This is a genomic window from Achromobacter sp. Root565 (genome assembly GCF_001427425.1).
Classification (GTDB): domain Bacteria; phylum Pseudomonadota; class Gammaproteobacteria; order Burkholderiales; family Burkholderiaceae_B; genus Achromobacter; species Achromobacter spanius_D.
Genome location: NZ_LMGO01000001.1, coordinates 2,934,072 through 2,954,949 on the forward strand (window position 1 = coordinate 2,934,072; position 20,878 = coordinate 2,954,949).

Here is a 20,878-nt window from a genome sequence, read left to right on the forward strand (position 1 = left end):
TCATGAATCGCATGCTTGCCGCGCCCATCGCCTGCCGCCGCCTGGACGACGCGCCGTATCACCACTTCTTCGGCTACTACAACAAGACCGTCTGGCATCGCGACGGCCGCTACCTGCTGGCCAACCGCACCGCCTTTGCCGATGCCGTGCTGACGCCCGACCTAACCGCGCAGGTGGGCTATTTCGACCTGCTAGATAATGACCGCTACCACGCGGCCGGCGAAACCTCCGCGTGGAACTGGCAGATGGGCTGCCAGCTTCAATGGCTGGACGGCGCCGCCAGCCCGCAGATGATCTACAACTGCCGCAGCGCCGACGATAGCGGCTTTTACCCCGGCTTCCGATCGGCCATCCACGACATTGCCACCGGCCAGACACGTACGCTGCCGCTGCCCATCTACGTCGCCGCCCCCAGCAGCCGCTATGCGCTGTGCGTCGACTACCGCCGCCTCTACATCACCCACCAGACCATCGGCTACAGCGAACACGCCCCCGCCCCCGTCGAACTCGCGCCTGCCAACGACGGCATTCATACGATGGACCTGGAAACCGGCGCGCACCGCCTGCTGGTCAGCTACGCCGACCTGCGCAACTTCCATCCGCGCGACTCGATGGCGCGCGCCATACACTGGGTCAGCCACATCGAGGTCAATCCGTCTTCCACGCGCATCCTCTTCCTGCACCGCTGGACCGAACGCGTCGCGGACGAAACCTGCTTTCTGCATCGGCTCATCACCATGAACGCGGACGGCAGCGACATGCGCCTCTTGGAATGCTCCGACCATCCGCTGCCGCAACTGGCCGATGACTTCGATCCGAACGCCGTGGGCACCTTCGACTACGAGAAGTCCGAATATCAGATCTCGCACCCGCTCTGGCGGGACGACACGTCGATCATCGTCTGGGGCCCCCACGCCGGCAGCATCCACTATCACCTGTATGAAGACGCCCCTGACGGGCACGTACAGGTCGTGGGCGACGGCGTGCTGACCGAAAATGGCCACATGACATTTTCGCCGGTCAACACGCGCTGGCTGCTCAGCGACACCTATCCGGACAGCACGACGCACGAGCGGATCCTGTTCCTCTACGACATGCAGACCGGCCAGCAGCACGCGCTGGGCAGCTTCTATGCCGATCCCAACCTGTCAAAGGAAAACCGCTGCGACCTGCACCCGCGCTGGAGCCGTGACGGCAGACAGGTCTGTATCGACTCCGTGCACGAAGGCGAGCGGCAGATGTATGTGCTGGACGTGTCGCCGATTGTGGAGAGCGACGGGCAGGCCGTTATTTAAACGGCAAATCCGCGACGGCATCGCGCAGTTGTGACGCCCGGTGATAGTTGAGCGCCGCCACGCATCGCAACCTGCCGATCTCTCGCGAATTGCCCGCGCCCCCGCCGATCAACGACATCGAAAACGCACATTGCGCCGTCCGGTATCGCGCGAACTCCTGATTCGAGGCCGCGAGCTTCTTCGCCGCCTCGTCCTGATACTTGCGATCTTCGTCCCAACGCGCCAATGCACCGGCCGCGGCCTTCTCGGCAGCTTGCAGGACCTGCTGACTATCGTCAGCCTTGTCCGCCAGGCAGTCCCGCATCCCAGCCTGGGAATATGTCGAACACATCTCGAGCAGCTCGTGCTCGTTAGAAACCTGGCTCTCTGCCGCGTTGGCGGCAACCTGGGCGATGATCGACACCACGCAAAGCACCAGTGCATTCAGGGCGCGCATGTAGCCCCCTTGGCCGCATTCACCAATCCGATCGCATGCTCCAGCTTTTTCGCGTAGTTCAAATCTGACCGCATTGAGTTGTAGCGAACGGCCACCGACATGGCCGACAGCGGCCGCCAACCGGTGATGATCCGGCGCACCGAAGCCTTCTGATATTTCAAGATCTGCCCAGGACGCAGAACTTCCGCAGCCGGATTGAGCGTCTTCAACACTGCCGTGGTGCTCCCATTGCGTCTTGCAATCTTGTCCATGGTGTCGCCGGGCGCGACCTTGACTTCATACACCTTGGCATCCCGATCCAACACGCTGCGATACTCGTAATTCGCCATGCGCATCAGCAGATACCCAATGCCTGCGCGGATATTGTGTGACGGCATCGTCGTGGCTGAACTCATCGTCAGCCGGCTTTTCCAGATTGGCGGGATGATCAGATCTCCCCCTTCATTGCCTGACAGCAGCGACCGCAGTCCCGGATCCCCTTGCACGCCGATCTGCAATGGCTTGATGTGCCATTGCGGATGGTTCGCGCCCGTCTCGATCCAGGCAATCGCCTTGATCGTCCGCCAATCCAAGGACAAGTATCCGGCCGTGGCGGACAGATGCCTGTTGTACTCGTTGACGGCCGCCTGGATCTCGCAATCCCATGCGTGCCATTTGGCATCCCCCACGGTCCGGGTCAGCCCGTCCTGCCATTCGCTCAAGCTCGTCTTCGCCGGTGCCGCCATCTCCCCTCCTTGCATGCGTATGCGAGTCAAAGAGTGTCGGTCTGTGGCGCAGGAATAAATATAGTCCGCGTCCGAAAGCGGGCAGCGGCCATTGCGTGCTGCATTTTGCGTACTGCGTTGCGTGCAGCATTTTGCGCGGACAAACAAAAAGCCCCTGAATTCGTAAGAATTCAGGGGCTTGCATTCTTGGCGGACAGAGGGGGATTCGAACCCCCGATACGCTTTTGACGTATACACGCTTTCCAGGCGTGCGCCTTCAACCGCTCGGCCACCTGTCCTACTGCATTCCAGGGGCCATTCGATATTGCCGAAAGGCGCTGCTGAAAATGCGAATCCGCGATTCTAGCAGAATTCGCGACAGCACAGCAAGCGGGCAAACAAAAAGGGACGCACTACGCGCGTCCCTTCCCCTGCCGGAGCCATTACTTCGACGCTGGCGGGTCCTGCTCCCGGTAGGAGCTGATCGTGCCGTCCGGTTCGGTTTCTTCGAGCCGGACGCGGAATCCCCACAGCCGAGCCAGGTGCTTCATGACCTGTTCGGCATCCTCCCCTGCCAGTGGCCTGCCGCGGCTCTTCAAGTGGCGCAGCACCAGCGAGCGGTCGGTGTCGCGGTTGAAGCGGACGACCTGGATGTCGGGCACCAGGTTGTCGCGGTTGTGCTGCGCGGCGAGCAGGCGCCGGATGTCGCGGTAGCCCTCGTCGTCGTGGATCGCGGCCACTTCCAGCTTGGGGTTGGCCTGGTGGTCCGAGATCGCGAAGAAGCGGAATTCGCGGATCAGGCGCGGGGACAAATACTGCGAGATGTAGGACTCGTCCTTGAAGTTGCGCATGGCGAAGTCCAGCGTCTTCAGCCAGTCGCCGCCCGCAATGTCGGGGAACCAGCGGCGGTCTTCCGGCGTGGGCGACTCGCAGATGCGGCGGATGTCCGACATCATCGCAAAGCCCAGCGCGTACGGGTTGATGCCGCCATAGCCGCGCTCGTCAAAGCCGCGCTGGCTGACGACGTTGGTGTGGCTTTGCAGGAATTCCATCATGAAGCCGTCGTTCACCAGGCCCTTTTCATGCAGGCGGTTCAAGATGGTGTAGTGCCAGAACGTGGCCCAGCCTTCGTTCATGACCTTGGTCTGGGTCTGCGGATAAAAATACTGCGCGACCTTGCGGACGATGCGCACCAGCTCCTTTTGCCAGGGGGCCAGCTTGGGCGAGTACTTCTCGATGAAGTACAGCAAGTTTTCCTCGGGCTCGGGCGGAAACACCGACGCCGCGATGCGCGTGTCCTTGTCCGCGTCGATGCGCGGCAGCGTGCGCCACAGGTCGTTGTATTGCAGGCGCGCGTGTTCCTCGCGCTCGGCCTGCCGGGCGGCCTCTTCCTTGAAAGAGGCTGGCGTCGGGCGCTTGTAGCGGTCCACACCGTGATGCGACAGCGCATGGCACGAGTCCAGCAGCGACTCCACGGCGTCGATGCCGTACCGGTCTTCGCACGCCATCACGTACTTGCGCGCGAACACCAGGTAATCCAGCACGCCGTCGGCGTCCGTCCACTGCCGGAAGAGGTAGTTGCCCTTGAAGAAGGAATTGTGTCCGTAGCACGCGTGCGCGATCACCAGCGCCTGCATCGGCATGGAATTCTCTTCCATGAGGTAAGAAATGCACGGGTTGGAATTGATGACGATTTCGTACGCCAGCCCCTGCATGCCGCGGCGGTAGAACTGTTCGTTGCGGATGAATTCCTTGCCGTACGACCAGTGCGGATAGCCAATCGGCAAGCCCGCCGACGCGTACGCGTCCAGCATCTGCTCCGAGGTGATGACCTCGATCTGGTTGGGATACGTGTCCAGGCCATATTCGCGCGCGATCTGCGAGATCGCATCGTCATAGGTCTGGATCAGTTCGAACGTCCATTCGGAACCCTGCGAGATCGGCCGGACGCCGCCGTCCGATCCCGGCTCCACGAGCGCACCCATGTTGGCGTTCATGCGGTCTCCTTCTTGAACAGGTCGTGGAACACGGGGAAGATCTCCCCGCGGTCGCAGATGCGCCGCATGACGAAGTGCGGTTCCAGTTTCTGTTCATACTCGGCCCACAGACTGCTCTTGCGGGCCTCCTGCGAGTCGGGGATTTCGATGTAGGCAAAGTAGCGCGACGAAGGCAGCAGATGTTCGGCCAGGAATCGCGCGCTCTTGCCCGCATCGGCGCCAAACGAATCGCCGTCGCTGGCCTGCGCCGCGTAGACGTTCCACGCGGACGGCGGATAGCGCTTTTCCAGGATCTCGCGCATCAGCTCCAGCGCAGACAGCACGATCGTGCCGCCGCTTTTGGGGTCGTAGAAGAAGGTGTGTTCGTCCACTTCCTCGGCGTTGTCGGTGTGGCGGATGAACACCAGATCGACATGCTCGTACTTGCGCGACAGGAAGAGGTAGAGCAGCGTGAAGAAGCGCTTGGCGAGATCCTTCTTGCCCTCGTCCATGGAGCCCGACACATCCATCAGGCAGAACATGACAGCACGCGCCATGGGGATGGCGACCGACACGCGGTTGCGATAGCGCAGGTCCAGGTCGTCCAGGAAGGGCACGCGAGCCAGACGCTCACGGCAATCCTCGACCTCCTGTTCCAGCTCGCGGATTCGCGCTTCTGCCGCGCCGGCAGCCTTCGCCTCTTCCAGCGCGTCCTCGGCATCCTGCAGGTCGGCGCGCGCCTTCACGCCCAACGACACGCGCCGCGCCAGCGACGACTTCAGCGTGCGGCTGATGCTAAGGGTGCTGGGCGAGCCGGTGGTGGTGTAGCCGGCGCGTTGCCATTTCTTCTGGCTGACTTCGCCGAGCTGGTTGCGCGCCAGGTGCGGCAGTTCCAGATCCTCGAAAAAGAGATTCAGGAATTCGGCGCGCGAGAGGCTGAAGGTGAACTGGTCCACCGATTCGCCTTCTCCCGGTTCGGAGCCACCCTCGCCCTGCCCGCCTTGCGGCCGGTCGAAGGTGTCGCCCTTGGCGAATTCGCGGTTGCCCGGATGCACCATTTCGCGGTCGCCGCCCGCGCCGTGCCGGAACGTCGGCTCGGAAATATCGCGGGCGGGCAGGTTGATCTCGCCGCCTTGATCCATGTCCTGGATCGAGCGGTCACGGATCATCCCGTGTACCGCCTTGCGGATCTGATCCTTGTAACGCCGCAGAAAGCGCTCCCGGTTAACGGCGCTCTTGTTGCGCCCGTTAAGACGGCGATCGATCAGTGAATTCATGATTCACCTCGCTCAGGAAGACTTCCTCACACGGAGATACCACTCGCACAGCAGCCTGACCTGCTTTTCCGTGTAGCCCTTCTCCACCATCCGGTCGACGAAGCTCTGGTGTTTCGACTTGTCCTCGGCCGAGGCCTTGGCGTTGAACGAAATCACCGGCAGCAGGTCTTCCGTGTTCGAGAACATCTTCTTCTCGATCACTTCGCGCAGCTTTTCATAGCTGGTCCAGTTCGGATTTCGGCCGCTGTTGTTGGCGCGCGCCCGCAGCACGAAGTTCACGATCTCGTTGCGGAAGTCCTTCGGATTGGCGATGCCAGCCGGCTTCTCGATCTTTTCCAGTTCATCGTTAAGCGCGCTGCGGTCGAAGCTTTCGCCGGTTTCAGGGTCGCGGAACTCCTCGTCCTGGATCCAGCAGTCGGCAAACGTCACGTAGCGGTCGAAGATGTTCTGGCCGTATTCGGAGTAGGACTCGAGATAAGCGGTCTGGATCTCCTTGCCGATGAACTCCGCGTAACGCGGCGCGAGGAAGCCCTTGATGAACTCCAGATAGCGCCGGCGGATCTCGTCGGGATAGTCTTCGCGGCCGATGCGCTGCTCCAGCACGTACATCAGGTGCACCGGATTCGCAGCCACTTCGGTCTGGTCGTAGTTGAAGACGCTGGACAGGATCTTGTACGCAAACCGCGTCGACACCCCGGTCATGCCTTCATCGGTGCCCGCGTAGTCCTTGTACTCCTGCAGCGCCTTCGCCTTGGGATCGACGTCCTTCAGGCTTTCGCCATCGTAGACCCGCAGCTTGGAATAGATGCTGGAATTCTCGGGTTCCTTCAGGCGCGTCAACACCGAGAACTGCGCCATCATGTCCAGCGTTCCGGGCGCGCATGGCGCTTCGGACAGCGAGCTGTGATGCAGCAGCTTCTCGTAGATGCGGACTTCTTCGGACACCTGCAGGCAGTAAGGCACCTTGACGATATAGATACGGTCAAGGAACGCTTCGTTGTGCTTGTTGTTGCGGAAGGTCTGCCATTCCGATTCGTTCGAGTGGGCCAGGATCGTGCCGTTGAACGGGATGGCCGAGAAGCCTTCCGTGCCCTTGAAGTTGCCTTCCTGGGTGGCCGTCAACAGCGGATGCAGCATCTTGATCGGCGCCTTGAACATTTCCACGAACTCGAGCAGCCCCTGGTTCGCCAGGCACAGACCACCGGAATAGCTGTACGCGTCCGGGTCATCCTGTGAATGGCGGTCGAGCTTGCGGATGTCGACCTTACCCACCAGCGACGAAATGTCCTGGTTGTTTTCGTCGCCCGGTTCGGTCTTGGCGATGGCGATCTGGCGCAGCACCGACGGATTCAGGCGCACGACACGGAACTTCGAGATGTCGCCATCGAACTCCTTCAAGCGCTTGACTGCCCACGGCGACATGATGCCGGTCAGGTAGCGCTTCGGGATGCCGTATTCCTTTTCGAGCATGTCGCCGAATCGTTCGGGATGAAACAGCCCGAGCGGCGATTCGTTTACCGGCGATCCCTTCAACGCGTAGATGGGAAAACTTTCCATCAGCGCCTTGAGCCGTTCGGCGATGGACGACTTGCCGCCGCCCACCGGTCCCAGCAGATAGAGAATTTGCTTGCGCTCTTCCAGTCCCTGGGCGGCGTGCTTGAAGAACGCGACGATCTGGCCGATCACGTCCTCCATGCCGTAGAACTCCTGGAACGCGGGATAGCGCCGGATGGTTCGGTTGGAAAACAAACGGGAAAGACGTGGGTCGTTGCGCGTATCCACGATTTCAGGGTCGCCGATCGCGGCCAGCATGCGCTCAGCGGGGCTGGCGTAGGCCATGGGATCACGCTTGGCGAGGCTCAGATACTCCTCGAGCGAGAGCTCTGATTCCTGCTCTCTTGCATACTGCGACTTGAAGCCTTCGACGATGTTTTGCACGGAAACCTCCTACATACAACACGCGAAAAATTCAATACGTCCCTACATGCCCATTGTGCCTCAGCGTTTGCGCATTACTAAACAACTTCGCGGCTTGCGCTTCTGGCACGTCGTTATGTTGCTTTCGCCACACATCAACCATAAGCAGTATCGGACCCTTTCTGATTAGGCTGCCCCCCAGGAATACTAGTTCCGTCAGGGATTGCAACCAACGTGAGCAAGTTCGCTCGTCGTTTCGAGCATAGACCCGCATATTGCGTGCCTGACGCAACCGCACATGAAATGGTCGGCAACGAAACGACGGAATGAGCGATATCCAATGGATTCTTATGGGCCCGGGATAAACCCGGAGCGTTCGCCATGCGATCGCAGCGAACGGGCTGAACGGCGCTAGGCGGCTTCGTTCAGTGGCGTACCGGTCGGTGTTGAACTGCGCCGATTCGCGGCACGGGAATCCGTGGTGACGAGGGCGCGCGGCGGCTGTGCGGGTGGTCCGTGAGCGCGTAGCGCCAAGTCATGCGCTTATGCTAAGCCCGTGACTCTTTTGTGGCAATTCATTTTGCGCGAATATCCAACTGCGTAATCACGCGAAACGCCTTCGTGCACGAAGCCGCACATGTCCATCGCGCATGCCGATCCGCCCGCATAGACAGCGTGCGTCGAGAAGACGCACGCTGCGCGCGGCTTTCAAAGGATTGGCAGCCGCACGCGCGGAGTGCTAACAGCACATTCGTTACGACAGCGCAGGCAGCGCCACGCTTTCCATCAACTGGCGCCACGTGCCGGCCACGCGCGCGCGCACGCACAGATCGGCGCCCACGCGCACAGTATCGGTAAATTCGTAGCGCCGCGCCGCGTCCAGATGCTCGAGCATCGGCAAGCGCACCATGCCCGCCGCGTCGCCAAGCAGCACCGGCGCCAGATACAACAGCAGTTCATCGACGCAGCCGGCGGACACGAGCGCGCCGCTCAGCCCCGCGCCCGCTTCGACGTGCACCTCGTTGAACTGCTGCTCGGCCATCCAGCGCATCATCGCGGGCAGATCGACGCGGCCCGACTCCGTGCCCGGCAAGCACACCACGCGGGCATTTCGGTCCGCCAGGCGCGCCGCCTTCGCGGCATCTTCGCGTGCGGTGAACACGATGACTTCCGCACCATCGAAAAGCCGCGCGGTCTCGGGGATCTCGAAACGGCCATCCACGACGGCCTTGCGCGGCTGGCGCGGCGTATCGACGTCGCGCACGTTCAACTGCGGATCGTCCTTGAGCAGGGTGCCCATGCCGGTCAGAACGACGCAACTGCGCGCCCGCCAGCGGTGTCCGTCGGCCCGCGCTTCCGGTCCGGTGATCCATTGCGACATGCCGTTATGCAGCGCACTGCGGCCGTCGAGCGACGCCGCCATCTTCATCCACACCCACGGCAGACCGCGGCTCATGCGCGAGATGAATCCGACGTTCACCGCCAGCGCCTCTTCGCGGCAGACGCCGGTCGTCACCGCGATGCCCGCTTCGCGCAGCCGCGCCAGCCCCTGGCCGTTGACGAGCGGATTCGGATCACCCATGGCCACCACCACGCGCGCCGGCCGCGCCGCCAGCACCGCGTCCACGCACGGCGGCGTGCGGCCGAAGTGGCTGCAGGGCTCCAGCGTGACGTACAGCGTCGAGCCGGCGACCGACTCGCCGCGCGACTGCGCGTCGCGCAGCGCGCAGATCTCGGCGTGCGGACCGCCCGGCGGCTGGGTCGCGCCTTCGCCCAGCACGCGGCCGTCACGCACGATCACGCAGCCTACCCGGGGGTTGGGTGCGGTGGTGAACATGACGGTGTTCGCCAGCGACAGCGCGCGTCGCATCCAGAAGAGATCGTCAGAATCGGGGGAAATGTCCATGCCGAGGATTGTATGTCCGCCGCGCACCGTTCTGCCGCCCCGTGCGGGAGCAGGCCCGGCGCTGCCCGGAGATGTCCGTTTTGGGCCGCCCGCCGTCTTGGAAGGCGCTCGCGCGCAGACCGGAACGGGAGTAAAAATGGCGTCACCCCCTCGAATTCACGGCCAGGAGCCCCGGAAATGAAACAGGCACTTATCGTCATCGACGTCCAAGAATCCTTCCGCCAACGTCCGTTTTGGGACGAATCGGAGTACCCGGCGTTCCTTTCGCAGATCCAGCCGCTGATCGATGCCGCCGCCGCGCAGGATATCCCCGTCCTGCAGGTATTCCACACCAGCCCCTCCGACGACCCCGCCAATCCATTTTCGGTCGCCTCCGGCCACGTCAAGACGCTCAAGGAATTGCGGATTTCGCCCACGGCGGTGTTCCACAAGACGGTGCATTCCTCGCTGTACGCCAAGGACGAGAACGGCGGCTCGCTGCACGATTGGCTGCTCAAGCATGGCGTGGAAGGCATCATCGTGGCCGGCATCCGTACGGAACAATGCTGCGAAACCACGTCACGCCACGCCAGCGACGCCGGCTTCAAGGTGGTGTTTCCCACTGACGCGACGCTGACCTTCGCCATGCAAAGCCCGTCCGGCAGGACCTACACGCCCGCCGAGATCCGCGACCGGACCGAGCTGGTCCTGCACGGCCGCTTTGCCCGCATCGTGCGCGCAGCCGACGCGTTGGCGGCGTAGGGTCCGGCGGGAGGCGCAGATGATCCCGGTGTATTTCGTGGTGCCGCGGGGCATTGTGCTGCTGGACCTCGCGGGTCCGGCGGAAGCCTTCCGCGTAGCCAACAAGCTGTGCCCGGACACGTTCGCGCAGCATTTCTGCGGACCTTCCCGCGACGTCGAAAGCGGCATCCCCGGCCTGCACCTGGCGCATGTGCAACCGCTGCCGGCTGCCGTGCCCCGCAATGCCCTGGTCATCATCTCGGGCGTGGTGGGCAAGCACACGCGCCTGGACGACGACGATGCCCGCGCCATCGTCGACTGGCTGGCCATCCGGCATCCGGCTGACGGCTTCACCTTGATGACGGTCTGCGCGGGCGCGCTGTTCGCGGCGGCGGCCGGGTTGACGCGGCAGCGCGAATGCACGACGCATCACACCTGTTTGGAACAGCTGGCGGCCCTGGATCCCACCGCCCGCGTGCTGGACAACCGCATTTTCGTCGAGGATGGCAATCTGGTCAGCAGCGCGGGCATCACGGCCGGGATCGATCTGGCGCTGCACATGGTGTCGCGCCATTGCGGCCCCCGCGCGGCCAGCGAGGCGGCGCGCGACATGGTCGTTTACCAACGCCGCGCCGGCTCGGATTCGGCGTTGTCGCCCTGGCTGGACCATCGCAGCCACATGCACCCGGGCGTGCACCGGGTCCAGGACGCCGTCATCAGCGATCCGGCCGCGCCCTGGTCGGCCCAGTCGCTGGCGGATCAGGCGCACACCAGCGCCCGGCACCTGACGCGCCTCTTTCGTGAACACGCAGGCTGCACGCCGATGGACTATCTGTACCAAATTCGTGTGGCGCTGGCGCGCGACCTGCTGCGCGACACCCGGCTGGACCTGGAACGCGTGGCGGAAAAGTCCGGGTTCGGATCGGCGCAACACATGCGCCGCGTATGGCGCAAGTTCCAGCCCCTGACGCCAAGTCTGATGCGGCGCTAGTCCTTGCGCAACTTGCCCGGCAGGAGCGGCCCCTGCATTTCGCGGATGGCCTCGACGAATTCGCCGATGTCCTCGAAGCTCTTGTACACCGAGGCAAAGCGCACGTAGGCCACCTTGTCGAGCTTGCGCAGTTCGGTCATGACGAGTTCGCCGATGTGTTCGGAGGGTACTTCGCGCTGGCCGCTGGCAAGCAGTTGTTCCTCGATGCGCGCCACGGCCGCGTCCACGTCTTCCGTGCTGACGGGGCGTTTGCGCAGGGCCAGGCTGAGGCTGGCGCGCAATTTGACCGGATCATATTCGCTGCGGCTGCCATTGCGCTTGACGATCGAAGGCATGGCGAGCTCCACCCGTTCATAGGTGGTGAACCGCTTGTCACAGGAGAGGCAGCGGCGGCGACGGCGAATGGCGTCGCCCTCTTCGGAGACCCGGCTGTCGACGACCTGCGTTTCGGCATTGCCGCAAAATGGACACCGCATGTGTGATCCCTAAAGGCGCTGAAGGCAATAATTGAGCATATTGTAACGATGGCTTGATGCAAAGCATCATTAGGGACGAATCCGGCGCCGGCGCCGGATCGCCCCATCGTGCGGCAGGATGCCCCCTGCCCGCCCACAAAGACCAAGGGACGGCGCCTTGCGGCGACGTCCCTTGGTCTGATGCTGCCCGGTAGCGGCAAGGCCGCGCCCGGACACCTGCTTACTTCTTGCCGTACACCGGCAGGCGCGAGGTCAGTTCATTGACCTTGGCGCGCACGGCGGCGATGTTCGCTTCGTCGCGCGGGTTGTCCAGCACGTCGGCGATCAGGTTGGCGGTCAGCTCGGCGTCGGCTTCAGTGAAGCCGCGGGTGGTCATGGCTGGCGTACCCAGGCGAATGCCGCTGGTCACGAAGGGCTTTTCCGGGTCGTTCGGGATGGCGTTCTTGTTGACCGTGATGTGGGCCTGGCCCAGCACCGCTTCGGCTTCCTTGCCCGTGATGCCCTTGGAACGCAGGTCCACCAGCATGACGTGGCTTTCGGTGCGGCCCGAGACGATGCGCAGGCCACGCTTGACCAGCGTGTCGGCCAGGACCTTGGCATTCTTGACCACTTGCTGCGCGTAGTCCTTGAACCCGGGTTCCAGCGCTTCCTTGAAGGCCACGGCCTTGCCAGCGATGACGTGCATCAGCGGACCGCCCTGAATGCCGGGGAAGATCGCCGAATTGATGATCTTCTCGTGCTCGGCCTTCATCATGATGACGCCGCCGCGCGGGCCGCGCAGCGACTTGTGCGTAGTCGAGGTGACGAAGTCGGCGTGCGGAACCGGGTTGGGGTAGGCGCCGCCGGCAACCAGACCCGCGTAGTGGGCGATGTCGACCATGAACAGCGCGCCGTTTTCACGGGCGATGCGGGCCATGCGTTCGAAGTCGATATGCAGGGCGTAGGCCGAAGCGCCAGCCACGATCAGCTTGGGCTTGTGCTCCTTGGCCAGCTGCTCGACCTGCTCGTAGTTCAGGACTTCGTTTTCGTCCAGGCCGTACGAGATGAAGTTGTACAGTTTGCCCGAGGCGTTGACCGACGCGCCATGCGTCAGGTGGCCGCCTTCGGCCAGGCTCATACCCAGCACGGTGTCGCCCGGCTTGAGCACAGCCATGTACACGCCCTGGTTCGCCTGCGAGCCGGAATTGGGCTGCACGTTGGCGGCTTCGGCGCCGAAGATCTGCTTCAGGCGGTCGATGGCCAGTTGCTCGACCACGTCCACATACTCGCAACCACCGTAGTAGCGCTTGCCCGGGTAGCCTTCGGCGTACTTGTTCGTGAGCTGCGTGCCTTGCGCTTCCATGACGGCCGGGCTGGCGTAGTTCTCCGAAGCAATCAGCTCGATGTGCTGCTCTTGGCGCTGGTCTTCCTTCTGGATGGCGGCCCAAACGTCCGGGTCAGCCTTGGACAAGGTGAGGTTGCGGTCAAACATGACGGGGGTTTCCTGAGGCGGTAAAGGGGAAGAAAACGAGAGAAGAAAACAAGAGAAGAAATCGGCCGACGAGAAAACGGCGGCGGGTGGGTAAACCCGCAGAATGCTGAGTAGTTTACCCCGTCACGCGGGATCATTTGCGCTCAAAACGGATAGAACCGGGCCAAATTCCGGCGCACGGGCGCGAAAACCACGGCATCGCCTCGGGCCCGGAAACACCCCTCATGACGACTTGAGAAAGATTCATGTAAACGGCGATGGGCAATAAAAAGGGCCGCCCTTGGCGGCCCTGCGTACATGGCGGCGCAGTCAGGCCGACGTGGCCCCGATTTGCTTGGGCGCCAATTCCGGATTGAGCGTATAGGTGCCGGTCAGCGACGCCTGCGCCAGCACGTGCTTCTGAATGGCCCGCAGCGCGTCTTCGCCGTTGAACGAACCTTGCAGGTTCAGGCTGGGCACATCCAGCGCGTACAGCGTGAAGATGTAACGATGGACCAGGGCATCGTTCCAGGGCGGGCACGGGCCGTCGTAGCCGAAATACTCGCCGCTCATGTCGTGGTCATTGGCGAACCACGACGAATAGGAATTGATGCCTTGCCGAGCGTCCATGGGCGCCAGCGGGCCGCCCTTGCCGCGTGGCGTGATGCCGTTGGAAAACGCGCCTTCGTCGATCTCGCGCAGGTCGGCCGGCAGATCGACCAGCACCCAATGGAAGAAATCCACGCGAGCCAGGTCGGCGGGCACTTCGCGGCCTTCCTGGTTGACGTCGTCAGGACGCGAGGGCACATCGGGATCATGGCAGATCAGTGCAAACGACTGCGTGCCCGCCGGGACGTCGTCCCAGGAAAACTGCGGGTTGAAGTTATCTGCCAGCGCGACGTGCGATTGCGCATCGATCTTGCCGAAAGCGTAGCGTTCGGGAATCGACTCGTGATCGGAAAAAGACAAACTCGAAAGTTCCATGTCGTGCTCCTTTAAATGCCGCAGAGGCGCCAAGCGCCCGTGTGATCCCTGAGCGTATCAAAACTTCGCAGTTACGGCTTCAAGTTAACACGTGCAAACTTGCGCTTGCCCACCTGAACGACGTAAGTCCCAGCCGGCAATTGCAACGATTTGTCTTCCACACGATCACCGTTGACGCGCACGCCGCCCTGCTCGACATTGCGCTGCGCTTCCGAGCCGGAGGCGACCAGTCCGGCCTCGCGCAGCAGCTTCAGGATGCCCACCGGCGCGCCGCCGATGTTGACTTCAGGCATGTCTTCAGGAATGGCGCCATCGCGGAAACGCGCCTCAAATGACGCCAGCGCATCGTCTGCCGCCTTGGCGGAATGGAAGCGCGCGATGATTTCCTGGGCCAGCATGACCTTCGCGTCGCGCGGGTTGCGGCCGCCGTCGATCTCCTGCTTGAGCGCCGCGATATCCTCCAGCGAGCGGAAGGACAGCAGCTCGAAGTAGCGCCACATCAGCGTATCGGAGATCGACATGAGCTTGCCGAACATGGAATCGGGCGACTCCGAAATGCCGATGTAGTTGCCCTTGGACTTGGACATCTTCTCTACGCCGTCCGTCCCGACCAGCAGCGGCATCGTCAGGATGCACTGCGGCTCCTGTCCATACTCTTTTTGCAGTTCGCGCCCGACCAGCAGGTTGAACTTCTGATCGGTGCCCCCCAGCTCCAGATCGGACTTCAGCGCGACCGAGTCGTAACCCTGCATCAGCGGATACAGGAATTCATGCACCGAGATCGGGATGCCGCCCTTGAAGCGCTTGGTGAAGTCTTCGCGTTCCATCATGCGGGCCACCGTATAGCGCGATGCCAACTGGATCATGCCGCGCGCGCCCAAGGGATCGCACCACTCGGAGTTGTAGCGGATCTCGGTGCGGGCCGGATCCAGCACCAGGCTGGCCTGGGCGTAATAGGTCTTGGCGTTGGCCTCGATCTGCTCACGCGTGAGCGGCGGGCGCGTGCTGTTGCGGCCGCTGGGATCGCCGATGGTGGAGGTGAAGTCGCCAATCAGGAAGATGACGTTGTGTCCCAGGTCCTGGAGCTGGCGCATCTTGTTCAGCACCACCGTGTGGCCCAGGTGAATGTCCGGCGCGGTCGGATCCAGGCCGAGCTTGATGCGCAGCGGCACGCCGGTGGCGCGGCTCTTGGCCAGCTTGCGGGCGAATTCGGCTTCGACCAGCAGTTCATCGCAGCCGCGCTTGGCTATACGCAGATCCGCTTCGACTTCGGGAGTAATGGGGGCTTCGGTGGGTGACATGACAGGGGGGCCAATGCGGCTTCAGCCGACAAAAAGGTGTAAAAAGTGACGAAAACTATCGTAAATTCTAGCCGAATCGGCTAGGATACCGGCCTAATCATACGCAACTGCCATATGTACGCAGGTGCGTTCGCTCTACCATCCCTTGTTCACAAGATGCGCCCTCGCGCCAGCCCTTGCCCCGGAAACGTGGCGCGCGAGGGCCGTACGTGTACCGCACCCTGCGAGTTCAAGCCACCTGAGAGGGTATTTTCACGATGAATCGTGGCCTCCACGAACTGGCGAGTGGCATCAAGCGCAAAGTCGCTGCCGTATTTGCGCCCGTTGAGCCCAAGCCGCATCGCTCGGGACTTCTCCGCCGCACGCTTCTCGTCACCGCAATTGGTCTGTTCGCAGGCGCCGCCGCTCTCGGCATGGTGCAGCAACCCGACCGCACCGAACTCCCCCCCTCGCGCGTCATCCAGAGCATTTTGCCGCTGACCGCCGAGCAAGTCGAAGTCAGCACGCCCAGCGCCGCCCCCTACATCAGCGAAACCCGGATCCGTCCGGGCGACACGTTGTCGGCAGTGCTGCAGCGCCTGGAACTCGACGCGCCCAACCTGCAATCCTTCCTGACGCACGACGCCAGCGCCCGCAGCATCTACAAGCTGTATCCCGGCCGCTCGGTGCAAGCCGCCACGGACGAACAGGGCAACCTGGTCTGGCTGCGCTACATCCACACGCCCGGCAATGAAACCGACGGGCAGGTCGTGACGCGCATGCTGCACGTGGCCCCGACCGGCGACAGCTACAAGGCCGAGGAAGTCACCGAAAGCACCGAGCGCCAGACCCGCGTTGCCGTCGGCACCATCAAGTCCTCGCTCTTCGGCGCCACGGACTCCGCTGGCATCCCGGACTCGGTCACCATGCAGATGGCCGACATCCTCAGCGCCAAGATCGACTTCCTGCGCGACCTGCGCCAGGGCGATCAATTCCGCGTGGTCTATGAAGTGCGTTCGCACGACGGCCGCTACGCCGGCGCTGGCCGCGTGCTGGCCCTGGAGTTCATCAACGGCGGCAAGACCTACAACGCCGTCTGGTTCAGCCCCGACGAAAAGTCCGGCTCCTACTACGACTTCGACGGCACCAGCCTGCGCGGCGCGTTCCTGCGCACCGCCCTGAAGTTCAGCCGCATCAGCTCGACCTTCGGCATGCGCATGCACCCCATCCACAAGACCTGGACGGGCCACAAGGGCGTCGACTACGCCGCACCGTCGGGCACGCCGATCCACTCTACCGCGGACGGCACGGTCGAATTCTCGGGCTGGCAGAATGGCTACGGCAACGTCGTCATCGTCAAGCACCACGGCAAGTATTCGACGCTGTACGCGCACCAGAGCCGCATCGCCGAAGGCGTCACCAAGGGCTCCAAGGTGTCGCAAGGCCAACTGCTGGGCTATGTCGGTTCCACCGGCTGGGCCACCGGTCCGCACCTGCACTACGAGTTCCGCGTCGACAACCAGCCCATCGACCCGCTGTCGGTGGACCTGCCCGTGGCCCGCGCCCTCGAACCCGCGGAAGTCCGCGCGTTCAACCAGGCGGTCGACCCCTACAAGCAGCAGATCCAGTTGCTGACGCAGTTCCAGCAGACGCTGCCCGACGCGCTGACCAACGTGGCCAGCCGATAAGGCGGGTCGACAAACAGGCCCGCGCGCAGCGGGTGCGGCGGCGGGGCGACAAGCCCCAGCCGCCTTTTTTATTTGGAGGCGCCCGTGAATGCCACCCCGCCCTTGCAGCATGACCGCCGCACGCTCTACATCGGGCTGATGTCGGGCACCAGCGTCGACGGCGTCGACGGCGTGCTGACCCGGCTCGAAGACGGCCACACGCCGCAGGTGCTGGCCAATGCCAGCCTGCCCATGCCAGAAAATCTGCGGCGCGAGCTGCTGGCGCTGAATGCCTCGGGCGGCGACGAGCTTGCCCGCGCCGCCCTGGCGGCCAATGCGCTGGCGCGCGTGTATGCCCAGGCTGTGTCGAAGCTGCTTGCGGATACCGGCGTGGCTGCGGACGACGTCTGCGCCATCGGCGCGCACGGCCAGACCGTGCGGCACCGCCCTGACCTGGGCTACACACTGCAGCTCAATGCGCCTGCCTTGCTGGCGGAACTGACCGGCATTGCGGTGGTGGCGGATTTCCGCACGCGCGACGTCGCCGCTGGCGGCCAGGGCGCGCCACTGGTGCCGCCCTTTCACGCCGCCGTCTTCGGCGACAGCCACGGCCGCGCGGTGCTGAACCTGGGAGGCATTGCCAATGTGACCTTGCTCGTGCCCGGCCAGCCGGCGCGCGGCTTTGACACGGGTCCGGCCAACGTGCTGCTGGACGGCTGGTGCCAGCGCCATCTGGGCCGGCCTTATGACGCAGGCGGCCGCTGGGCCGCCTCGGGACAGGTGCTGGCGCCCCTGCTCGAACAACTGATCGGCAGCGAACCGTGGTTCGGCCTGCCGCCACCCAAATCCACGGGCCGCGACCTTTTCAACATGCAATGGCTGGACGCCCGGCTGGCGGAGTTCGACGGCCCCGCGCCCGCTCCCCAGGACGTTCAGGCCACGCTGCAGCGCTTGACCGCCAGGACCATCGCCGACGCCATCGACCGGGCCGCCGCGGGCACGCGGGAAGTCTTTGTGTGCGGCGGCGGGGCTTACAACACCGGCCTGATGCAGGAACTGGCGTATTGTCTGCAGCGTCCCGTTCGTCCGACCGATGACCTTGGAGTGCCAGCACAGCAGGTGGAAGCCTTGGCGTTTGCCTGGCTGGCGCATGCGTTCATGATGGGCAAGCCTGCCGGGCTGCCCAGTGTGACTGGCGCACGGGGACCGAGAATTCTGGGGGCTTTGTATCCCGCTTGATGCGGGTGATCGCAATGATCGGCACGAAATCAGCGCACCAATGCAAAAAGCCCTTCGGCAAACCGAAGGGCTTTTGTCTTTCCTGCCTGGGCGATTACACCGAGAACGAGGAACCGCAGCCGCAGGTGGTGCTGGCGTTGGGATTGCGGATGACGAACTGCGCGCCTTCCAGGTCTTCCTTGTAGTCGATCTCGGCGCCGACCAGGTATTGAAAGCTCATCGGGTCGACGAGCAGTTGCACGCCGTCCTTGTCCAGCACGGTGTCATCTTCGTTGACGACTTCGTCAAACGTGAAACCGTACTGGAAGCCGGAACAGCCGCCGCCCTGCACGAAAACGCGCAGCTTCAGTTCGGGGTTGCCTTCTTCGGCCAACAGGTCTTTCACTTTGGCGGCAGCCGAGTCGGTGAACACCAGGGGGATAGGCGGGGGGGCCTGAAGGTCGACGGTTTCGGTCACTGCATTCATGGTTCACTCCTGGCCGATTCGGCCATATTTCAGTGAGCGGCGTCGCCGCTCGTATGGTGTCACTATAGCGCAGGGCTTGACCAGACTCAAAGTTCCAGTTTGACACTGCGCGAGGCGCGGACGGTTTCACCCTCGAGGACGCTGACAGTCACACTTTCGGGGACAAATCCGTCGGGCACGGCCAGGATGCCCTGACTGCGCTGGTACTGATCGAACTGCAGGGCGAGCGAGGCGGCAGCCAGGTTCTCGCCCGTGGCCGTGACGGGTCCGGTTTCGGCCTTGACTTGCATGGGAGCAAGGTCGACGGTGACGGTTTCGCCCTTGAGCATCCCGGTGGCCTGAAAACGTAGGGCGCCCGCGAAAGGCGTGCCGCCATTGCGGCCGCTGCGCATTAGCAGCACCTTGTAGCGCAGACCGCCGCCTTCGCGGTCGATCTGCACGCCGCGGATATCCACGGACCCTTCCGGACCGGGCGGCAGCAGTTGTTCATAGAACGCCAGTTGGTCTCGCACCCGGCCGACCTCGGCCTGCGCGGCGTGAAGCTGGGTTTCCAGCTCCTGGCGGGCGGATCGCTCAATGACCAGTTCGCCGTCGGCGGTATCGAGTTGGCCGCGAATGTACCGGAGCTGCGTGGCCTGCTGGCGCATGGCCTCGTCCTGGGCCTCGGCCTGCTGGACACTGATGACCACGGCGTCCTGCGGGCGGTAGAGGTGGCGCGCGTGAAAGAACCCGGCAGCCCCGCCCACCAGCACGCCCAACAGCAGCATCGCGCATAGGCGCACGATTGCGCTATGGTTGGCGCGCGGCTGGGGACGGGCTGAGGGATCTGCGGGCATAAAGAGCAGGGTTGGCGGCCCGCTGGAGCGGGCCGCCCTGGCCTTACGGCAGAATGGCGACCTGGTCGAGGCCGACCGTTTCGGGGATGCCGAACATCAGGTTCATGTTCTGCACCGCCTGGCCGGCGGCGCCCTTGACCAGATTGTCCTGCACCACCATGACGATCAGCAGGTCGCCGTTGCCCGGGCGGCTGAGCGCGATGCGCAGGTTATTGGAACCGCGCACCGAACGCGTTTCGGGATGGCTGCCGGCAGGCATGACGTCCACAAAGGGTTCATCGGCATAGCGCTGCTCGAACAGGGCCTGGAAGTCGGTATCGCGCGCTTCGGGGTTGATGCGGGCATAAATGGTGGAGAACATGCCGCGGATCATCGGCACCAGATGCGGCACGAACGTCAGGCCCACCTTGCCGCCAGCCAGCTTTTCCAGCTGGGCAGAGATCTCGGGGTGGTGGCGATGGCCGGCCACGCCGTAGGCCTTGAAGTTGTCGGAGGCTTCGGAGAACAACGAGCCCACTTCCGCCTTGCGGCCCGCGCCGGACACGCCCGACTTGCAGTCGGCGATCAGCGTTTGCGTATCGACCAGCGGCTTGCCGCCTTCGAGCAGCGGCGCCAGGCCCAGCAGCACCGTGGTCGGGTAGCAGCCGGGGTTGCCGATGACGCGCGCCTTGGAGATGGCCTCGCGATTCAGTTCCACCAGGCCATATTGCGATTCGGCCAGGATGTCCGGGCAGGTATGGGGAATCTTGTACCAGCGCTCGAACGTGGGGATGTCCTGCAGGCGGAAGTCGGCGGCCAGGTCGATGACGCGGGTGCCGGCGGCGATGAGCTCTTGCGCTTGCGCCATGGCTACGCCGTGCGGCGTGGCAAAGAAGACGACGTCGCAGTCCGTCAGCGAGGCCTTTTCCGGGGCCGAGAAGGCAAGCTTTACACGGCCGCGCAGGTTGGGATACATGTCAGCGACGGGCAGGCCGTCTTCCTTGCGGGACGTGATGGCAGTCAGTTCCACGTTGGGATGCTGCGACAGCAAGCGCAGCAGTTCGACGCCGGTATATCCGGTGCCGCCGACGATACCAACCTTGATGCGGGTGTTCGATGCTTGGGCCATGATGGATGCTCTTCGGAGAACGAATGACGATTGTATCGCTCGGGAAACGGGGGATTGCACCGGCGTGCCGGATTTGGCACTGCAAACCTTTTTTCCGACCGGGTGGGCGGCGCGGAGTTCCACGCAGGGCCGGCGATGACGCAGCATTGC

At 63.5% G+C, this 20,878-nt stretch carries 18 protein-coding genes and 1 tRNA gene; 5 read left to right on the forward strand and 14 right to left on the reverse strand.

Annotated elements, in window-relative coordinates:
• Positions 1–2 precede the first annotated feature (2 nt).
• Entirely contained in the window at positions 3–1,295 is a 1,293-nt protein-coding gene (locus ASD71_RS13175; protein WP_056564328.1) for a hypothetical protein, read from the forward strand.
• Here ASD71_RS13175 and ASD71_RS13180 read toward each other — a convergent pair.
• From ASD71_RS13180 to ribD, 7 genes are all read right to left on the reverse strand, one after another.
• Positions 1,288–1,731 carry a lysozyme inhibitor LprI family protein gene (locus ASD71_RS13180; protein ID WP_056564330.1) on the reverse strand — a complete coding sequence of 148 codons (444 nt, stop codon included), beginning with the start codon at positions 1,729–1,731 and terminating at the stop codon, positions 1,288–1,290. The two genes, ASD71_RS13175 and ASD71_RS13180, sit on opposite strands and share 8 nt — an antisense overlap.
• Positions 1,719–2,432 (reverse strand): LysM domain-containing protein, encoded by a 714-nt coding sequence (locus ASD71_RS13185; protein ID WP_369818954.1) that lies wholly within the window; start codon positions 2,430–2,432, stop codon positions 1,719–1,721. Before ASD71_RS13185 ends, ASD71_RS13180 begins: the two co-directional genes overlap by 13 nt.
• Positions 2,433–2,643: 211 nt before the next feature.
• A tRNA-Ser gene (locus ASD71_RS13190) sits at positions 2,644–2,734 on the reverse strand.
• A 144-nt stretch (positions 2,735–2,878) separates the two neighbouring features.
• Positions 2,879–4,432, reverse strand: a complete 1,554-nt coding sequence (locus ASD71_RS13195) for a SpoVR family protein (protein ID WP_056564336.1) — start codon at positions 4,430–4,432, stop codon at positions 2,879–2,881.
• The gene (locus tag ASD71_RS13200) at positions 4,429–5,688 is read right to left on the reverse strand and encodes a YeaH/YhbH family protein (protein ID WP_056564338.1); all 1,260 of its coding nucleotides are present in this window, start codon (positions 5,686–5,688) and stop codon (positions 4,429–4,431) included. The genes ASD71_RS13195 and ASD71_RS13200 overlap by 4 nt, the downstream gene beginning before the upstream one ends.
• Before the next feature lie 12 nt (positions 5,689–5,700).
• Positions 5,701–7,617, reverse strand: a complete 1,917-nt coding sequence (locus ASD71_RS13205; RefSeq protein WP_369818967.1) for a PrkA family serine protein kinase — start codon at positions 7,615–7,617, stop codon at positions 5,701–5,703.
• Between the two features lie 742 nt (positions 7,618–8,359).
• On the reverse strand, positions 8,360–9,511 hold the full coding sequence (gene ribD / locus ASD71_RS13210) for a bifunctional diaminohydroxyphosphoribosylaminopyrimidine deaminase/5-amino-6-(5-phosphoribosylamino)uracil reductase RibD (RefSeq protein WP_056564344.1): 1,152 nt from the start codon (positions 9,509–9,511) through the stop codon (positions 8,360–8,362).
• Between the two features lie 177 nt (positions 9,512–9,688).
• On the opposite strand from ribD, the gene ASD71_RS13215 reads away from it, so the two are divergent.
• Entirely contained in the window at positions 9,689–10,252 is a 564-nt protein-coding gene (locus tag ASD71_RS13215) for a cysteine hydrolase family protein (protein ID WP_056564347.1), read from the forward strand.
• A 19-nt stretch (positions 10,253–10,271) separates the two neighbouring features.
• Positions 10,272–11,222: a GlxA family transcriptional regulator gene (locus ASD71_RS13220; protein ID WP_056564350.1), complete on the forward strand. Its 951-nt coding sequence runs from the start codon at positions 10,272–10,274 to the stop codon at positions 11,220–11,222.
• Here the strand turns inward: ASD71_RS13220 and nrdR are convergent.
• The 4 genes from nrdR to tyrS form a co-directional block, all read right to left on the reverse strand.
• The gene (gene nrdR, locus ASD71_RS13225) at positions 11,219–11,698 is read right to left on the reverse strand and encodes a transcriptional regulator NrdR (protein WP_056564353.1); all 480 of its coding nucleotides are present in this window, start codon (positions 11,696–11,698) and stop codon (positions 11,219–11,221) included. The two genes, ASD71_RS13220 and nrdR, sit on opposite strands and share 4 nt — an antisense overlap.
• A gap of 220 nt (positions 11,699–11,918) precedes the next feature.
• Positions 11,919–13,169, reverse strand: coding sequence for a serine hydroxymethyltransferase (glyA, locus tag ASD71_RS13230; protein WP_056564356.1), 1,251 nt, complete (start codon positions 13,167–13,169; stop codon positions 11,919–11,921).
• Positions 13,170–13,478: 309 nt separating this feature from the next.
• Complete coding sequence (locus ASD71_RS13235) at positions 13,479–14,132, reverse strand: YbhB/YbcL family Raf kinase inhibitor-like protein (RefSeq protein WP_056564359.1); 654 nt, start codon at positions 14,130–14,132, stop codon at positions 13,479–13,481.
• 71 nt (positions 14,133–14,203) lie between these two features.
• A complete protein-coding gene (gene tyrS, locus ASD71_RS13240) occupies positions 14,204–15,433 on the reverse strand; it encodes a tyrosine--tRNA ligase (protein ID WP_056564362.1) in 1,230 nt (409 codons plus the stop codon).
• 257 nt (positions 15,434–15,690) lie between these two features.
• Between tyrS and ASD71_RS13245 the strand changes: the two genes are divergently transcribed.
• Both ASD71_RS13245 and ASD71_RS13250 read left to right on the forward strand, forming a co-directional pair.
• Positions 15,691–17,100: a peptidoglycan DD-metalloendopeptidase family protein gene (locus ASD71_RS13245; protein ID WP_056564365.1), complete on the forward strand. Its 1,410-nt coding sequence runs from the start codon at positions 15,691–15,693 to the stop codon at positions 17,098–17,100.
• Positions 17,101–17,184: 84 nt separating this feature from the next.
• Positions 17,185–18,318, forward strand: coding sequence for an anhydro-N-acetylmuramic acid kinase (locus ASD71_RS13250; protein WP_056564368.1), 1,134 nt, complete (start codon positions 17,185–17,187; stop codon positions 18,316–18,318).
• A gap of 94 nt (positions 18,319–18,412) precedes the next feature.
• Here the strand turns inward: ASD71_RS13250 and erpA are convergent, their stop codons facing one another.
• The 3 genes from erpA to argC all read right to left on the reverse strand — a co-directional run bounded on the left by erpA (position 18,413) and on the right by argC (position 20,728).
• Positions 18,413–18,784 carry an iron-sulfur cluster insertion protein ErpA gene (gene erpA / locus ASD71_RS13255; RefSeq protein ID WP_056564370.1) on the reverse strand — a complete coding sequence of 124 codons (372 nt, stop codon included), beginning with the start codon at positions 18,782–18,784 and terminating at the stop codon, positions 18,413–18,415.
• Between the two features lie 86 nt (positions 18,785–18,870).
• Positions 18,871–19,620, reverse strand: coding sequence for a DUF6776 family protein (locus ASD71_RS13260; protein ID WP_056564373.1), 750 nt, complete (start codon positions 19,618–19,620; stop codon positions 18,871–18,873).
• A 43-nt stretch (positions 19,621–19,663) separates the two neighbouring features.
• Complete coding sequence (gene argC / locus ASD71_RS13265; RefSeq protein WP_056564375.1) at positions 19,664–20,728, reverse strand: N-acetyl-gamma-glutamyl-phosphate reductase; 1,065 nt, start codon at positions 20,726–20,728, stop codon at positions 19,664–19,666.
• Positions 20,729–20,878 lie beyond the last annotated feature (150 nt).

What these genes read in the sequence shown, in the direction of transcription:
- erpA (WP_056564370.1), bottom strand. Translation starts at nt 18,784, where the DNA reads ATGAATGCAGTGACCGAAACCGTCGACCTTCAGGCCCCCCCGCCTATC.
- ASD71_RS13235 (WP_056564359.1), bottom strand. Translation starts at nt 14,132, where the DNA reads ATGGAACTTTCGAGTTTGTCTTTTTCCGATCACGAGTCGATTCCCGAA.
- ASD71_RS13180 (WP_056564330.1), bottom strand. Translation starts at nt 1,731, where the DNA reads ATGCGCGCCCTGAATGCACTGGTGCTTTGCGTGGTGTCGATCATCGCC.
- nrdR (WP_056564353.1), bottom strand. Translation starts at nt 11,698, where the DNA reads ATGCGGTGTCCATTTTGCGGCAATGCCGAAACGCAGGTCGTCGACAGC.
- ASD71_RS13200 (WP_056564338.1), bottom strand. Translation starts at nt 5,688, where the DNA reads ATGAATTCACTGATCGATCGCCGTCTTAACGGGCGCAACAAGAGCGCC.
- ribD (WP_056564344.1), bottom strand. Translation starts at nt 9,511, where the DNA reads ATGGACATTTCCCCCGATTCTGACGATCTCTTCTGGATGCGACGCGCG.
- ASD71_RS13215 (WP_056564347.1), top strand. Translation starts at nt 9,689, where the DNA reads ATGAAACAGGCACTTATCGTCATCGACGTCCAAGAATCCTTCCGCCAA.
- ASD71_RS13260 (WP_056564373.1), bottom strand. Translation starts at nt 19,620, where the DNA reads ATGCCCGCAGATCCCTCAGCCCGTCCCCAGCCGCGCGCCAACCATAGC.
- ASD71_RS13245 (WP_056564365.1), top strand. Translation starts at nt 15,691, where the DNA reads ATGAATCGTGGCCTCCACGAACTGGCGAGTGGCATCAAGCGCAAAGTC.
- glyA (WP_056564356.1), bottom strand. Translation starts at nt 13,169, where the DNA reads ATGTTTGACCGCAACCTCACCTTGTCCAAGGCTGACCCGGACGTTTGG.
- argC (WP_056564375.1), bottom strand. Translation starts at nt 20,728, where the DNA reads ATGGCCCAAGCATCGAACACCCGCATCAAGGTTGGTATCGTCGGCGGC.
- ASD71_RS13195 (WP_056564336.1), bottom strand. Translation starts at nt 4,432, where the DNA reads ATGAACGCCAACATGGGTGCGCTCGTGGAGCCGGGATCGGACGGCGGC.
- ASD71_RS13220 (WP_056564350.1), top strand. Translation starts at nt 10,272, where the DNA reads ATGATCCCGGTGTATTTCGTGGTGCCGCGGGGCATTGTGCTGCTGGAC.
- ASD71_RS13175 (WP_056564328.1), top strand. Translation starts at nt 3, where the DNA reads ATGAATCGCATGCTTGCCGCGCCCATCGCCTGCCGCCGCCTGGACGAC.
- tyrS (WP_056564362.1), bottom strand. Translation starts at nt 15,433, where the DNA reads ATGTCACCCACCGAAGCCCCCATTACTCCCGAAGTCGAAGCGGATCTG.